At 45.5% G+C, this 14,633-nt stretch carries 15 protein-coding genes; 8 read left to right on the forward strand and 7 right to left on the reverse strand.

Annotation, left to right across the window (positions count from 1 at the left end):
• The 5 genes from hpf to mgtE all read left to right on the forward strand — a co-directional run bounded on the left by hpf (nt 1) and on the right by mgtE (nt 3,552).
• On the forward strand, nt 1-288 hold the full coding sequence (gene hpf, locus DYH48_RS18095) for a ribosome hibernation promoting factor (protein WP_006083070.1): 288 nt from the start codon (nt 1-3) through the stop codon (nt 286-288).
• A gap of 2 nt (nt 289-290) precedes the next feature.
• Nucleotides 291-734, forward strand: a complete 444-nt coding sequence (ptsN, locus tag DYH48_RS18100; RefSeq protein WP_006083071.1) for a PTS IIA-like nitrogen regulatory protein PtsN — start codon at nt 291-293, stop codon at nt 732-734.
• On the forward strand, nt 731-1,585 hold the full coding sequence (gene rapZ, locus DYH48_RS18105; protein WP_006083072.1) for an RNase adapter RapZ: 855 nt from the start codon (nt 731-733) through the stop codon (nt 1,583-1,585). The genes ptsN and rapZ overlap by 4 nt, the downstream gene beginning before the upstream one ends.
• The gene (locus DYH48_RS18110) at nt 1,572-1,847 is read left to right on the forward strand and encodes an HPr family phosphocarrier protein (RefSeq protein ID WP_006083073.1); all 276 of its coding nucleotides are present in this window, start codon (nt 1,572-1,574) and stop codon (nt 1,845-1,847) included. The genes rapZ and DYH48_RS18110 overlap by 14 nt, the downstream gene beginning before the upstream one ends.
• A 340-nt stretch (nt 1,848-2,187) precedes the next feature.
• Nucleotides 2,188-3,552, forward strand: coding sequence for a magnesium transporter (gene mgtE, locus DYH48_RS18115; protein WP_115335537.1), 1,365 nt, complete (start codon nt 2,188-2,190; stop codon nt 3,550-3,552).
• A gap of 119 nt (nt 3,553-3,671) precedes the next feature.
• Here mgtE and DYH48_RS18120 read toward each other — a convergent pair whose 3' ends face one another.
• Nucleotides 3,672-4,508, reverse strand: coding sequence for a molybdate ABC transporter substrate-binding protein (locus DYH48_RS18120; RefSeq protein ID WP_115335538.1), 837 nt, complete (start codon nt 4,506-4,508; stop codon nt 3,672-3,674).
• Nucleotides 4,509-4,769: 261 nt separating this feature from the next.
• Nucleotides 4,770-5,459, reverse strand: a complete 690-nt coding sequence (locus DYH48_RS18125; protein WP_172481250.1) for a YiaD family glycine zipper/OmpA-like lipoprotein — start codon at nt 5,457-5,459, stop codon at nt 4,770-4,772.
• A 672-nt stretch (nt 5,460-6,131) separates the two neighbouring features.
• Between DYH48_RS18125 and DYH48_RS18130 the strand changes: the two genes are divergently transcribed.
• Complete coding sequence (locus DYH48_RS18130; RefSeq protein WP_006083078.1) at nt 6,132-6,365, forward strand: transposase; 234 nt, start codon at nt 6,132-6,134, stop codon at nt 6,363-6,365.
• A gap of 758 nt (nt 6,366-7,123) precedes the next feature.
• On the opposite strand, the gene DYH48_RS18135 is transcribed toward DYH48_RS18130, so the two are convergent.
• Nucleotides 7,124-7,984 carry a PA4780 family RIO1-like protein kinase gene (locus DYH48_RS18135; protein WP_115335540.1) on the reverse strand — a complete coding sequence of 287 codons (861 nt, stop codon included), beginning with the start codon at nt 7,982-7,984 and terminating at the stop codon, nt 7,124-7,126.
• Between the two features lie 335 nt (nt 7,985-8,319).
• Nucleotides 8,320-8,637, reverse strand: coding sequence for a hypothetical protein (locus DYH48_RS18140; RefSeq protein ID WP_006086079.1), 318 nt, complete (start codon nt 8,635-8,637; stop codon nt 8,320-8,322).
• Between the two features lie 179 nt (nt 8,638-8,816).
• Here DYH48_RS18140 and DYH48_RS18145 point away from each other — a divergent pair, with 179 nt between their 5' ends.
• The gene (locus DYH48_RS18145; RefSeq protein WP_115335541.1) at nt 8,817-9,365 is read left to right on the forward strand and encodes a DUF2799 domain-containing protein; all 549 of its coding nucleotides are present in this window, start codon (nt 8,817-8,819) and stop codon (nt 9,363-9,365) included.
• A gap of 76 nt (nt 9,366-9,441) precedes the next feature.
• Here the strand turns inward: DYH48_RS18145 and DYH48_RS18150 are convergent, their stop codons facing one another.
• Nucleotides 9,442-10,203, reverse strand: a complete 762-nt coding sequence (locus DYH48_RS18150; RefSeq protein ID WP_115336165.1) for a phosphatase PAP2 family protein — start codon at nt 10,201-10,203, stop codon at nt 9,442-9,444.
• Between the two features lie 224 nt (nt 10,204-10,427).
• Between DYH48_RS18150 and DYH48_RS18155 the strand changes: the two genes are divergently transcribed.
• The gene (locus DYH48_RS18155) at nt 10,428-12,368 is read left to right on the forward strand and encodes a bifunctional diguanylate cyclase/phosphodiesterase (RefSeq protein WP_115335542.1); all 1,941 of its coding nucleotides are present in this window, start codon (nt 10,428-10,430) and stop codon (nt 12,366-12,368) included.
• Between the two features lie 397 nt (nt 12,369-12,765).
• Here DYH48_RS18155 and DYH48_RS18160 read toward each other — a convergent pair whose 3' ends face one another.
• Nucleotides 12,766-13,098: a hypothetical protein gene (locus DYH48_RS18160; RefSeq protein ID WP_115335543.1), complete on the reverse strand. Its 333-nt coding sequence runs from the start codon at nt 13,096-13,098 to the stop codon at nt 12,766-12,768.
• Between the two features lie 639 nt (nt 13,099-13,737).
• Nucleotides 13,738-14,568, reverse strand: a complete 831-nt coding sequence (locus DYH48_RS18170; protein WP_115335544.1) for a hypothetical protein — start codon at nt 14,566-14,568, stop codon at nt 13,738-13,740.
• Nucleotides 14,569-14,633 lie beyond the last annotated feature (65 nt).

The raw sequence follows: 14,633 nt of genomic DNA on the forward strand, positions 1-14,633 counted from the left end.
ATGCAAATAAACCTGAGTGGACACCATGTCGAAATTACCGAATCGTTACGCGCATATGTAGAAGAAAAGTTTTCAAAACTTGAACGCCATTTCGAACAGATCAATAATGTGCACGTTGTGCTCAATGTCGAGAAAATGCAACAGATTGCCGAAGCGAGAATAAATCTTATCGGTGGTGAAGTTTTTGCTACTTCAGAGCATGCTGACATGTATGCCGCTATAGACGCCCTGATTGACAAGCTTGATCGTCAGGTTATTAAACACAAAGAGAAGTTAACAAAACACTAATAATGGAACTTTGTACCATACTGCGGCCGGAGTGCACTACCTGCGCCACTCCGGGCAGCAAGAAAAAGGTACTGGAACTCATCAGCGACTTAGTCGCTGCCCAGTACCCGACCCTCTCATCTCAAGAGATATTCGAAAGCCTAGTGGCGCGCGAAAAGATGGGGAGCACAGGTATAGGTAACGGCATCGCCATTCCACATGGTCGACTAGCCGATATAGATCAGCCCATTGCCATACTCATTAAGTGTGAAGAGCCGATAGCATTCGATGCTATCGATAAGCAACCTGTTGATATTTTATTTGCACTACTGGTGCCTGCTGACCAATGTCAGCAACACTTAAGTACCTTGTCTTGCATGGCCGAAAAGCTGAGCGACAAGCAAATATTAAAGCAATTACGCAAGACGCATGATGAAACGGAACTCTATCAGGTAATCACTGGATGAAACTGGTCATAGTGTCGGGCCGCTCAGGCTCAGGCAAATCTGTCGCCCTAAGGGTACTCGAAGATCTCGGCTATTATTGTGTCGATAACCTTCCCTTGCCCTTAATCGGCACTTTGCTTGAGCAACTCAAAGGCAGTAACGATCTCGTCGCCATCAGTGTCGACGTGCGTAACATGCCTGAGCAGGACAAGGTCTTAGTGAAGCAACTGGCGAGCCTGCCTCCTGATACTGAGTTAACCAGCTTCTTCCTCAATTCCAGCGATAAAATTCTGCTCAAGCGTTACAGCGAAACCCGCCGTTTGCATCCTTTGTCGAAGAGCCAAGTCTCTTTGCAAGAAGCGATAAAGCTGGAAGGGAAACTGCTCGAGCCTATGTCAAAACTGGTCGATCACTACATAGATACGTCGAATTTGAATATCTATGATTTAAGCGATCAAGTGAGACAAATTCTGCTCGGCAGCGTCGATAAAGAGTTAGTGATTAACTTCGAGTCCTTTGGCTTTAAGCACGGAATGCCAACTGAAGCCGACTTTATGTTTGATGTACGCTTTCTGCCTAACCCACACTGGGAACTGGCGCTGCGTCCATTGACAGGCTTAGATGAGCCCGTGGCTGAGTTCTTAAATCGTCAACCACTTGTGAATAAGTTCATCTGGCAAATCGAAAATTTGCTGGAAACTTGGCTGCCACATCTCGAGCGCAACAATCGCAGTTATTTAACTGTGGCGATTGGCTGCACGGGTGGGCAACACAGATCGGTTTACGTCGCAGAGCAATTGGCTAAACGCTTTAGTAACGGTAAACATAAAGTTTATGCCCGCCATCGAGAGCTGAATAATGCCAAAGCTTGAACGTCAGATCACCATCTGTAACAAACTGGGATTACATGCCCGTGCCGCCACTAAGTTGGTGGTACTGGCATCCGAGTTTGATGCGACCATCACCTTAATACAAGGCGATAAACAGGCATCTGCCGCCAGCGTGCTCGGCTTATTGATGCTTGAGACTGGCATGGGTAAAACCATTAAACTTATCGCCGAAGGCCCAGATGCTGAGCCCGCTCTGGATGCCATTTGTGCCTTAATCGACGCTAAGTTTGACGAAGCCTGTTAGTTTGATTTCATACTCAGTGTTCCACACAGGCACTCAGATCAGTACACATCACACTTAGCACTGCTTATTTGTGCAGTTCACATCTCGTTTCAAAAGCTTGGCGACATATTTGTCGCTCGACGGCACGAACCATAGGCGATTACACTAGCGAGCATTACCGCTGACTCACCTTAGTTTTAGCCGCCTTAATCTATGCGTAAAACGCATGACCTATGCCAGAGCGCTCTATCTGTGACTGAAGCATAGTTATCGCGAAGTCACCGCTAAGTCTCAGCCCTGCGCCAAGCAGCGCACTCTCGAACCAATTTGCCGCACAGTGGCGGACAACTATGGAGGACAAATGCCCGTAGATAATTCAGAAAACGATCACACCGGACATAGTCTCGACCAGTTAAACCAAGCGCTTAGCAGTGGCATGTTTGTGCACGTGCGTAACATGCTGCAAAAAATGGCCGCCTCAGATATCGCGCTGATCTTAGAATCCTCACCACCCAGCGCCAGACAAGTGCTGTGGCAGCTTATCGATCAAGAACAAATAGGCGACATACTCGACGAGTTAAGCGAGGAACTCAAAGATCCGCTGATCCGCAGCATGAGTCCTGAGCGAGTTGCGAAAGCGACGGCGAGCATGGACACCGATGATCTGGCCTATATTCTGCGTAGTCTTCCCGATGCCGTTTACAAGCAAGTGCTGCAGTCGATGACGGAACAAAACCGCCAGCGGGTAGAACAGGCCTTATCCTATCCCGATGAAACCGCCGGCAGCTTGATGAACACAGATACCGTCACCTTAAGACCCGATGTAAATATCGATGTGGTGCTGCGCTATCTTCGCCAAAGGGGCAACCTGCCAGACACCACAGATACCTTATATGTCGTCGATAAACAGGACAAAGTGCTCGGCGGTGTCAGGCTGGCAGATCTACTGACTTGCGCGCCAAGCACCACAATTCGCAACATCATGGACCCCGATATCCAAAGTATTCCTGTGAGCATGTCCGACAGTGAAGTGGCGCAGAAATTCGAACGCAATGACTGGGTATCAGCTCCCGTTGTTGATAGCGATGGCAAGCTGCTAGGACGAATAACAATCGATGACGTGGTCGATGTTATCCGCGAAGATGCCGAACATTCCATGATGGGGATGGCGGGGATGGACGATGACGAGGATACTTTTGGCCCTGTGCTAAAAAGTACCCTACGTCGCTCACTCTGGCTCACGATTAACTTGTTCGCGGCACTGCTCGCCTCCTCTGTCAGCAATATGTTTGAAGGCACTATCGAGCAATTTGCCACTATCGCTATCTTGATGACAATTGTCCCTAGCATGGGCGGTGTGGCTGGTAATCAAACCTTAGCGCTCGTGATCCGCGGTATTGCCTTAGGCCATATCGGCCAAAGCAACGCCCGTTGGCTTATCGGTAAAGAATTATCGATTGGCTTTCTCAATGGCTTAATGTGGTCGATTTTAGTCTTTGTTGCCGTGTTGCTGTGGAAGGATGATATGGCACTGGCGGGATTAATTGGCAGTGCCATGCTGATCAACATGACAGTGGCTGGGCTTGCAGGTGCGAGTATTCCATTGATTTTAAAACGCCTTAAAATCGATCCCGCCCTCGCTGGCGGCATGGTGCTCACCACAGTCACTGACGTGGTTGGCCTGTTCGCCTTCCTCGGGTTAGCGACGCTCTATCTGATGCACTAACGCACTAATGTTTTAACGCTTTAACGCTTTAACGCTTTAACGCTTTAACAATTTGAGTTTATAACAAAAACGGCACCGAAAGGGTGCCGTTTTTTATCTCGCTGAAAAACTAAATAAGGCTATTTTGCCGGAGGTTGAAAGCCATAACTGCTCAGTATAGCTTGGCCTTTTGCCGATAGAATAAACTCAGCTAACGGCGTTGCGGCAGCATTAGCGCCCTGCAAAACCAGCAAACCATAGTCGGCCCCCACGGCGAGTTCCTGCGGTAAGTCGATGATTTGTAGACTCGGCACTTCTTTTTTAGCCAGCACAGCATTGGTGCAATAGGTTAAAAAGATATCTGCTTGCTTGTTTTCCATCACCCAGCCATAAGGATTGCGATCTTTAGGTGGTTTAGCACTTTCAGGGCCGCCCGTCAGTTGCAATGCCTTGGTCTCTAACGCGGCTTTCGCATTGGGTTTTACCGCTTCGGCCTTAGCAAAAACGGCCCAGGCATAATCACCCGCCGGATCGGCTTTCGGGGTTGAGGTGCCAACTTTGACCTTAGGATCTAATAAGGTATCGAGTAGCGTTGCGCTCGTCACCTGAACATTATCCTGAGCAACTGCGCAGAGTTGATTACGGGCAAACATTTGCACCGCTTTCCCCTGACCCGCATCCACTAATGCCTGCGGATGTTTCATATTCGCCGAGGCAAAAATATCGACTTTTTCCCCCTCTTGAATGCGTTTTAACAGTAAACCAGATGGAGCATATTGTGCCGCAACACTCGTTTGCGACTCGGCTTGATAAGCGGCAATAATATCTTTCATAGCAGTCTTTAAACTGCCTGCGGCGCGCAGCTCTATCGGCGCAGCTCCTGTGGTCACTTCGGCTTTCATCGGCATTCCTTGTACAGCAGCCACCATGATGACAGGGCTTAAACTCAAGGCAACTAACACGTGTTTTCTTATCATAGTCATATTCTCCTCTGGGCGCTAAAAGTCATTCTTGTGACTTATCCCCATACAGAACGTGAAATCGATAAAGGGATCAAGCTGAACTCATCCCGAAGCAAACTGCTGTGATGTGATTGTGGTGCAGATCACCCAAAACACAGGTTAGAGAGGACAAATTGTCTAGCTAAAATCTGCGGGGCACTTATCGCTAAATATACCTATTACAGAAACAAAAAAGTCGCCCTCTGGCGACTTTTGTAAAACTAGAATGCTTAATGTCTATTGACCCGTCGGCGTTAATACAATCTCAACGCGGCGGTTTTGGGCGCGGCCATTGGCATTAGCATTTGATGCGATAGGACTCGCTTCACCCATGCCTTTTGATTTTACACGAGCAGAGGCGACGTCTTTGCTCATCAAGTAATTACCCACTTCACCCGCACGTACTTGTGACAGACGTAAGTTGTAAGAGTCTGAGCCACTGCTGTCGGTATAACCTAATACGTTAAGCTGCGTTTTGCTGTATTCCTTGGCCACAACCGCCATTGAGTTCAGCACGCGTTTAGCGCCGTCGCTTAACTCGGTTTGATCTACGCCGAAGGTGACTTCATTAGGCATGTTCAAAATGATGTTATCGCCGCTACGGGTCACACTCACGCCCGTTGAGGCGAGTTGTTGGCGTAATTTGGTCTCTTGCACATCCATGTAATAACCAATACCACCACCGACTGCCGCGCCTGATGCAGCACCAATTAAAGCACCTTTACCGCGGTCGCTTTTGCTCGAAGAGACTACGCCAATGGCAGCCCCTGCGACGGCACCAATCAATGCACCACTGGTCGCTTTAGCGGTTTGTTGTTCGTTTGAATAGGGATTGATTGTTGTACAACCCGATGCAACTAGCGCGGTCGTCAATACCACTATGGCTAACAGGGATGGTTTAGATTGCACTGCCTGAAAACACTTCATCATTTATGACCTCTTTATATGATTGATGACTGTGAATACCGCTCAAAGGGCAAGAAATATCACTTCACACTAAGTAATACGAATGACCTAGGGATTGCCACAAGGCAGGCAGTATATAAGCAATTACGCTCGAGACAATCCTTTATCCATATTCAATTCTGCTAATCCAGATTTTAGTCAGCAAAGATACAGATTTCGGGCTTCAATCTTGGCTTAGACCGCCCAGCTCCATATCAAGCCGATGGCACCGAAATAGTGCGTCTTGCACCTTTTTTGTCAGCACTAAAAAATCACGCCGTTTTAATTCAATATACAAACTAATGATTTTAAACATTAAAATTAAAATTAGAATATTGGCACGAATTTTACATACTACTAAGTGAGTAGACAGTTAGACGCGGTAGAAATCGCCGAAAACTCAAGTCGACTTCAACAGGATTAATCCAAATTAAATGGACCTATCGAGACAGAAAATGAACTCGAGAATTTAAGGCCATGAAGGAGGAAGTATGAAAACAGTCATGAACTTTATCGCACTATGTCGCCACGAATGGATTTGTCTGCGCCACCTAGGTCTGAGCCAGTGGGATTTAGAACAGCGTCAATATCATCAATAAAAGGCAACGCAAACGGTCATATTTTAGTTAGAAAGCAGTAAAAGAGGGAACGCTCATGGGAATCGCAGAAAATAGTCTCAAGCTACATGTTATCACCGAGGTTAAAGTGCAAGGTCGCTTACTGTCGGATGTTGCACGTCAATACGGTTTATCTGCCAAGGCAGTCTATCAATGGGTGCGGGAAAGCGATCTGCAACCCCAGCAAAGAGAATGCGCATTAATGAGCGAGATTGCCCAACTGCAGAAAAGGATTAAACAGCTCAATAACGAGCTACGCACCATAGGTTAAGCGCTGCATGGCAATTGAGTGCCAGTACAACAAGTTAAACGTGCCCGAATAGACAAGGCCGGACGAGATTGCATATCGCCCTGCTGATAACGCTAACGATGTAAAAGATGTGCTAACAACAATAATAACAGCGCCCTTTTTAGTCCGGCCTTGTCGTCCAAATTGATGAACCCAGCGAAGATTGGGAAATAGTATTAAAACCGACAAACCAAACGAACAAAGACAATGCAAAAGTTTCGGCAAGACTGGGGAGGGAGTTATCTCCCCCAAGATCAAATATGTGAATTGTGCTCCCCCAAGTCATGAACATATTTCTCTCTCTAGTCTTGTCATTTTATTCACAGGATCAATGATGATCCAGCGCTATAACGAGTGTGGCGCGCCAAGGAAGGCTGTGATTTAGTGTGCTGTTTTATAGATTGACTGAAGAGTTACCAAGGTTTCGGCAAGGATTGAGGGAGTTGTCTTCCCCAAAGATTAAATATGTGAATTGTGCTCCCCCAAGTCATGAACATATTTCTCTCTCAGCTCTTGTCCTTTTATTACACTGTTCGATGATTGCTAGCTTGTTTATAGCAACAAGGATGGACCCAGCTCCAATCGGAGATTAAGCCAAGGGTTGGCTAACGCCAAAAATTAAATAACAATAATAAAATCAGTAATAAAATCAACAATAAAAATAATAGTGACACTTAATTTTTAGCATAAAAAAGACGCTACTTTGAGCGTCTTTTTTATGGGCGAAAAACGACTGACAATTAATAGTCTTCTTCGTTTGCCTCTTGGATCCTTTGTTTACGCTCTTGCGCCTCTTCAAAGGCCGCTTGAATTTCCTCGAACACGGCACTGACATCGGCTTCGACCAACACTTCGGTAAACTCACCGGTTAATGGCGTTTCAGGCTTCAATTCACCCGCTTCAAACAGGGCCCAAATCTCTTTGGCATATTGTGTTTTCAACAGCTCAGGAGCATACAAGCCATAGTATTGGGTCATGTTATTCACATCACGCGCTAACATCCATTTGGCATGGTTATTCGCCGCGGCATCGACGGCCTGAGGCAAGTCGATAATCACTGGCCCTTCACTATCGACTAACACGTTAAACTCAGACAAGTCACCGTGCACTAAACCTGCACAGAGCATACGTTTGACATAGGTCATCACCAACGCATGATCGTTCAGGGCTTTTTCTGCCGACATACTCACATCGTTCAATCTCGGTGCGACATTGCCCTCGGCATCCGTCACTAACTCCATCAGCAACACGCCATCAAAACAACCATAGGGCGTTGGCACGCGCACACCCGCATTCGCTAAACGATAAAGCGCTTCAACCTCGGCATTTTGCCAAGCTTCTTCCTGCTGATCGCGACCAAATTTAGAGCCTTTCTCCATCGCACGTGCACGACGGCTGTTGCGGACTTTTCGGCCTTCTTGATACAACACAGCTTGCTTAAAACTGCGCTTGTCCGCTTCTTTATAGACTTTGGCACAGCGGATATCATCACCACTGCGTACAACGTACACAGTGGCTTCTTTACCGCTCATTAACTGGCTAATGACCTCATCGACCAGTCCTTCATCAACCAGGGGTTGGATTCGTTTCGGAGTTTTCATAGCGCCCTTATACCTTACTTAGGCATGATATGGAATACTGCGGGCAAATCTTCATACAAAAGCGGTCTCCAGCGGAAGTTTGATGAATATAGTTCAGGATTGTTAAACGAATTTTAAGTAAAAACTAATGCACTTGCGTGTTAAACACAATACCAGATTTACTGAGGACTTTGGCAAAGAAAGAGACTGAAAATGAAGCTTAAACTAAAAGAATATTCTTTTCCGCCAACCTGTATAAAGCAAGAGGTAAAACCACTGCCACTCTCCTACAGCGAACATTCAAATTCAAGATCGCTCAAATAGGTATCCTAGCTAACATTTAGCAAAAACTTAACTCACACAAATAAGGCAATCACACTTCCCACGGTCGCCGCCGCTTTCAATATTTGGCCAGCGCTGTAATACGTGTCGTTCGAATCATTCGCGTCATTAGGGGCTGTATCGGGAGTAGGCGCCTCAGTTTTGCTCATCGCAGCAACATCGGAACTGGGCTCAGCTTTGGGAGCCGCCAAGCCCAATGCGCCATAGGTAAAGGATTTCAGTCCACTTGGCTCCGCCGTATCACTAGATTGATGAACCGATTTGGCCGTCGGTAATGAAGCAGAATGCGCCGATGAAACGGGTGAAATCATAGCTAACCCCAAAGCAGACATTAAAGTGTTAATCGCAAACTAACACAATATCAGCCTGTTATCATGCATTCATCCACTAAACTGTGATGGATTCTGCCCAACAAAATGCATCTATGACAGTATAAACGGCGGTATATAAAACTAGATCTCCCCCATAAGAGCCTTTATCCTAAACGCCACAGCATATAGAGAACTTGTCCATGCATTATCCTAGCCTTTTCCTCGCCCTTTCGGTCCTATCACTCACTCAATGCAGCAGCTTATCGATTGAAGAATGCGCCAATAGTGATTGGTTTGCCCTAGGAATGGCCGATGGCAACCGTGGGACTAGCGCAGGGCAATTGAATCAATATCAAAAAGATTGCCGAGAATTTAATCTCAGCGTCGATACCGGACAATGGAAACAAGGATACCAGCAAGGGTTAGCCAGTTACTGTCTTCCCGAAAATGGCTACCGCGTGGGCTTAGCGGGAGAAAGCTATTATGGGGTTTGCAGCAATAACGCCTTCGTTGAACGTTATAATCAAGGCCATCAACAATATCTGACTAACAAACGCTTATCTGAAATAGCCGATCGCTTAAATGCCATCGATAGAGAGATAAGCAGTCTTGATGGCAAGATCAATAATCTCACCGATAAGGCCGACTTATTGAAACAGAAAAACAGCCTACTCAATGAGAAGAACCAACTGTTAGATGAAAGATCTCGCCTACGCAGACCCGATATGCGCTTCGAATTCAGATTCTAAGCCATAAAAAAACACTGAGCCCAATTGGACTCAGTGTTTAGGTTAATCACATAGGTTATGTCAGTTTCACAGTCCGCTATTTTTGTGTTAATCCAGCAGTGGATTTAACATTGACTCTTTGGCTAACATCGGCCAATTTAGCTTTTTTTAACCCTGATGGGCGAAGGAAAAAACCATAGTAAAGTAGACTCGCCGACGTCCATGCAATAGCTAAACTCCATAAATCATGGCTCAAGAAATGGGCACCGCGTAACTCTTGGCCGATACCGAACACTAGGCCTAAACTCACCCCGAAAATCAAACCAAACTTAGCTAAATGCGGACGATACTCACGCAAAACGTAATACAAGGCAACCCAAGCAAACCCTCCGCTGGCATGGCCGCCAGGGAAACATTGGCCAAATTCAGCGCCTTCAGGTAAACGGGCAAACAGGGAGGAATGCAGCATACGGCCGCCAAACTCAATCACATCCCACGGGCAAGTCATATGGGTAAAACTCTTGCCAATGCGTACCAGCAACACACTGGCCAATACGCTACAAAATAGATAAATCAACCCTTTGCGGTACGGCTTAATCCTGTCACTTCGAAAACTAAAGGCAATGCCGACTACAACGCTCACCGCCAGCAAGATAACAAAGTTACGCCCAGCAACGTGCAATACATTTTCGGTCAGCCAATGGCCTCTTAATGGCCAAGAGTCGACGCCACCCTGCCAATGAAATAACAAGGTCGCCACTTTCATATCGGCGTGAGTCCATTCAAGCCCAAAGATGATCACCGCAAACACTAAAAGTGGCGCGATTAAATGCCCTTTGGCAAAATCGATAAATGTCATCCTAACATTATTTTTCAAATAGTTACTCACTTATGAATCCAATGACAAGAACATTTGGTGATAGCGTAGCGCTGAATTCTTATCTAAAACTTAAGAGATTCAATTGCGCCATCGCTAACACAAAATTTACATCGTAATACAACTAAATTTATTCAAAAAACTCACAACATGAGTAAAAAGACTATAGTTTATAAATAATATTGCGCCTCTAGGACTGAGCATTCATGCCATACAATCTCGCCATTAATCAGTCTCAAAAAGATCGTTTATTCGCCGACATTGCTATCGACACAGACAAAATCGTGGTTCCCCAAATAATGGTTGATAACTGGCAACAAACCTTAGATTTGCTCTCTGAATTGGTCGACACTCCCGCGGCTTTAATCATGCGTGTTCATCAAACCGATATAGAAGTGTTTACCTCGAGCCGCACTCAGGGGAATCCCTATAAAAAACACGACAAAGACAGTTTAGGCCACGGACTTTACTGCGAGACAGTGATAAAAGGAGGCAAGGAACTCCACATTCCGAATGCCCTAAAAGATAAAAACTGGGATAAAAATCCTGATATAAAACTCGGCATGATTGCCTACTGTGGCTTACCTTTACGCTGGCCCGATAACAGCGCCTTTGGCACTATCTGCATGCTCGATAACAAAGAGCATAATTACAGCCAATCGTTTCGCAGCTTACTCGCTCGTTTTCAAAATGGTATCGAAGCCAACCTCGTCACCCTCTATCAACAGGCAAAGCTGCAACTGCACAACCAAGAGTTAGAGCAAAAAGTGCAACAACGCACCCATGAACTCGCCGAACTCAGTGGCAAACTCATCAAAGAAATCGAAAATCGGACCTCCACCGAAACCTCACTGGAATACCATAAAAGCTATGATCCACTGACGGGATTACCGAATCGCATCAATTTGATTAATAGCCTTTCGACTATGCTCGAAGAAGTGAATCGCAAGGAAAAGATTTCAGTACTCTATCTGGGGCTGCGTAATTTCAAGTCCATCAACGACAGTTATGGCTATCTGATTGGCGATAAAATCCTCACCATTCTCAGCCAACGTTTACAACACTATGCCGATGAAAATACCTTCATCGCCCGTATTGCCGGCGCCGAGTTTGTGATTATTCAAGCCCATAAACCTTCGAACAACGAAACCAACAGACTCATCAATAAAGTGCTTAGCTGCTGTAATACCCCATTTGGCGTGGCGGATTTTGTGATCACGATTCCGTCGAGCATGGGTATAGCTCAAGCGCCCATCGATGGCATAGATGCCGCCATTCTGCTGCAAAAAGCAGGGGCTGCGATGACGATCAGCAAAGCCGATGGCTCAACTCACAGCTTCTTTAATCAAGATACTCAAGCGGCTTTGAATCTACGCTATCAACTGGAATCTCACTTAGTCGATGCATTGAACAAAAACGAGTTAAGCCTTCATTACCAACCCTTTATTAACTTAAAAACTCAAAAAGTGATAGGCGCCGAAGCCCTGCTGCGCTGGCACAACCCGATTCTAGGCAATGTCGCCCCAGACAGATTTATCGCCTTAGCAGAACGTAATGGGCAGATTATAGATATTGGCAATTTTGTATTGCATACCGCCCTAGCTCAGGCGGCAAAATGGTGTCGTGAGCTAGATCAGGAGTTTAAAATCGCCATCAATATCTCCCCTTTGCAAATGCGCAATCCCCGTTTTAGCGAGCACATAGCTGACTTACTCACCCTCTATCAATTGCCACCGACCGCCCTAGAGCTTGAAATCACCGAAGGCATGTTGATGCAGGACGAGCACATTGCCCACAACGCCATCCAAAAACTGCAGGAACTCGGGATCCGCATCTCCTTAGATGACTTTGGTACTGGCTATTCATCCCTAAGTTATCTACAAAAATACTCTTTCGATACTTTAAAAATCGATCGCTGTTTTATCAATAAACTCGAAGAAAACGAACAAGATAGGGAGCTCACTAAAGCGATTATTGCCATAGGCAAGAAACTGAACTTAGTCGTGATCGCCGAAGGCGTGGAAACCCTAGAACAAGATGCCTTTATTCGTCACGAGGAATGCGACTTAGGCCAAGGCTACCTCTACGGTAAACCCATCACCGCACAAGAGTTTGAGCAGGAATTTATCCATAAAAAAGAGCATTAAGTTCATCCTTAATGCTCTTTTTATCTTACGAATAAAAATCGACTGCACAATGCTGCGTGAATTGTTATTTCCACAGACAGTTATAAATTACATTGGGATAGATATGTGTTGAAGACTAATGTTTGGGACCAGTAATTTTAGTCGTTAGCAGTTTAGCGTTTGCTGATGTCAACTCATACAGGTTTACCACGGTATTAGCGTAACCTGTAGATTTAAAAGCCTTACGCAGCACACTTTTGGGACAATTCCGAGTTAGACTTTTAGCTCGAATTAGTGAGTTTCGAATTTAAATATCTATGTATAACAAACTTTTAACAGGGAAATGGTGTTTGGCTATAATTTTGGAACATAGAGATAAAAGCCAAACAGTATTTGTCCCTGTTGAACAGCTTGTATGTTACCGCTTCTTGATTACGTTACCGTATCTATCTCTCCAACCTTCAATTTCAGGCGTTGAGAGCAAATATGCGTGAAAAGTGATAATACCATGTGTTTTTCTAATAGTTTCAGCCCACCAAATACCCACAATAAAACCGAGACCTGATGCTCCGTACACAATGTTCAATGCCGTATTGAATTCGAAAAAATAAAAGCTAAATAAACTGGGCATACAAAATAATGCTGTTGCCGAAAGAATTATTTGGAAATACAACCAAGCGAATATAAGCCAAGCTGTTAAATGTAGGTAGCCCTCAAGTGGCTTAATTATGATTAATTTTAGATACTTCATGCAATTCCATTTGGTAACATAACGTCTTAGTATTTATGCGCTGCGCTGTTTGCAGGGCATAAATCGCTTGTTCACTAAATCTCAAATATGGCCGCTGCCACATCCATGTCAATTGGTATAAATGATGCTATAGGAATTTACTTTTTTGCGGTAGCGGTTTTTTATCCAGTTTGATGGGTAATCACTTGATATCGTTTTAGCTTTCTCATTTTTAGCGCTTATTTTTTGCTGATGAATCGCTATCTAACGACTCAAAACTCCAAGGAATACACCTCCCCTCGGAGTTGCCGCAGGGCGAATAGACAAATTGCGTGAGTTCGGTCATGGATGACCGACTAGCTTTCGCAGGTGCAGGGACGCATCCTTCGGAAGCGATAGCAAATTTGGCCATGAGCACAAGGGGCTTTCAACTCCGCTAGGGGCGTCTTGGAGCATCCAAGGAGGATAGGACGAGCTGTCCTCCTTGGTCGGGTGTGGGGTGAAGCCCCACGACTTTGATTTTGATTAAAGCATTCAAACTACGAAACACACTTTGGGGCAACAGCTTCTAGCTAAAGGAGTCGTTAGGATTATTAAAGCAACAACCATCAACGGATAGTCGCTGCTTTACATCTCACTCATAGGGATATGGAAACGAGACTAGTCTGCTTTGATGACTGCTTGTTTTAGTATTTCTTGGTCATTTTTAAACACCACTAGCTCGCCTGGAGGGCTATCGCTGGTGCCTAAGACGGTGACATAACAATGATACTGGTATGGGCCGCTGCGAAATTGGAATGAATGATTCCCACCGCTACCATCGAATACGAGCTTGCCTTTATTCAGCACTAGATCTGGCTTTTCGCTCAATGGCTTACCCTTTGCCCAAGCGGCATAACGGTATTGATCATTCCCCATATTATCGACACGAATCGTAAACTTAGCGGTTTCCCAAGTTAATTCTGGGCTCACAAACTCACTCACGCTCGCATGTAATCCCGTTTTTTGCTTAGCGATCAGCTCAGCTTTCAATTTTGCCTCTGCGGGTGTTTGGTAGTTAATGGCTATGATCTTGCCATCAAAATCCAGCCATACGACACCGCTGCCGAGCATAATGCCGCGCCAGCCCATAATCTGCCAATCAGCATCAATCTTAGAATTCGCAATCAGTTCAATTAGTTGCGAATCGAATACTTGATCGAATCGTGCGACCATTTCCTGGGTATTTTGAATCGCTGGGATCGGATATTCACGTTTAAGTGGGTAAGCCAATCGCTTAACAATGGCTTCTGGATCGTTCGCCTTAGCCGCATCGATAAGCCCTTGCACCAGAGGAATATATTCCTTTGGCAAAGCCTCATCGGCGGCATTCACTGTGCTACTCAAACCCATAGCACCAAATATCAAGGCGGCATAACACGCGATTTGCATTAGTTTAGCTTGGCCGAAAACTGCTAATTTTATTGCCTTTAGTGGTGAGGCGAGTGACATCTTTATCCCTTACATCCAAACGTCTCTACTGAGACCAAAGGCAAAGAATAACATAAATGCACAGG

Origin of the sequence: Shewanella baltica, assembly GCF_900456975.1 — a bacterium.
Lineage (GTDB): Bacteria > Pseudomonadota > Gammaproteobacteria > Enterobacterales > Shewanellaceae > Shewanella > Shewanella baltica.

What these genes read in the sequence shown, in the direction of transcription:
- hpf (WP_006083070.1), top strand. Translation starts at nt 1, where the DNA reads ATGCAAATAAACCTGAGTGGACACCATGTCGAAATTACCGAATCGTTA.
- ptsN (WP_006083071.1), top strand. Translation starts at nt 291, where the DNA reads ATGGAACTTTGTACCATACTGCGGCCGGAGTGCACTACCTGCGCCACT.
- rapZ (WP_006083072.1), top strand. Translation starts at nt 731, where the DNA reads ATGAAACTGGTCATAGTGTCGGGCCGCTCAGGCTCAGGCAAATCTGTC.
- DYH48_RS18110 (WP_006083073.1), top strand. Translation starts at nt 1,572, where the DNA reads ATGCCAAAGCTTGAACGTCAGATCACCATCTGTAACAAACTGGGATTA.
- mgtE (WP_115335537.1), top strand. Translation starts at nt 2,188, where the DNA reads ATGCCCGTAGATAATTCAGAAAACGATCACACCGGACATAGTCTCGAC.
- DYH48_RS18120 (WP_115335538.1), bottom strand. Translation starts at nt 4,508, where the DNA reads ATGATAAGAAAACACGTGTTAGTTGCCTTGAGTTTAAGCCCTGTCATC.
- DYH48_RS18125 (WP_172481250.1), bottom strand. Translation starts at nt 5,459, where the DNA reads ATGAAGTGTTTTCAGGCAGTGCAATCTAAACCATCCCTGTTAGCCATA.
- DYH48_RS18130 (WP_006083078.1), top strand. Translation starts at nt 6,132, where the DNA reads ATGGGAATCGCAGAAAATAGTCTCAAGCTACATGTTATCACCGAGGTT.
- DYH48_RS18135 (WP_115335540.1), bottom strand. Translation starts at nt 7,984, where the DNA reads ATGAAAACTCCGAAACGAATCCAACCCCTGGTTGATGAAGGACTGGTC.
- DYH48_RS18140 (WP_006086079.1), bottom strand. Translation starts at nt 8,637, where the DNA reads ATGTCTGCTTTGGGGTTAGCTATGATTTCACCCGTTTCATCGGCGCAT.
- DYH48_RS18145 (WP_115335541.1), top strand. Translation starts at nt 8,817, where the DNA reads ATGCATTATCCTAGCCTTTTCCTCGCCCTTTCGGTCCTATCACTCACT.
- DYH48_RS18150 (WP_115336165.1), bottom strand. Translation starts at nt 10,203, where the DNA reads ATGACATTTATCGATTTTGCCAAAGGGCATTTAATCGCGCCACTTTTA.
- DYH48_RS18155 (WP_115335542.1), top strand. Translation starts at nt 10,428, where the DNA reads ATGCCATACAATCTCGCCATTAATCAGTCTCAAAAAGATCGTTTATTC.
- DYH48_RS18160 (WP_115335543.1), bottom strand. Translation starts at nt 13,098, where the DNA reads ATGAAGTATCTAAAATTAATCATAATTAAGCCACTTGAGGGCTACCTA.
- DYH48_RS18170 (WP_115335544.1), bottom strand. Translation starts at nt 14,568, where the DNA reads ATGTCACTCGCCTCACCACTAAAGGCAATAAAATTAGCAGTTTTCGGC.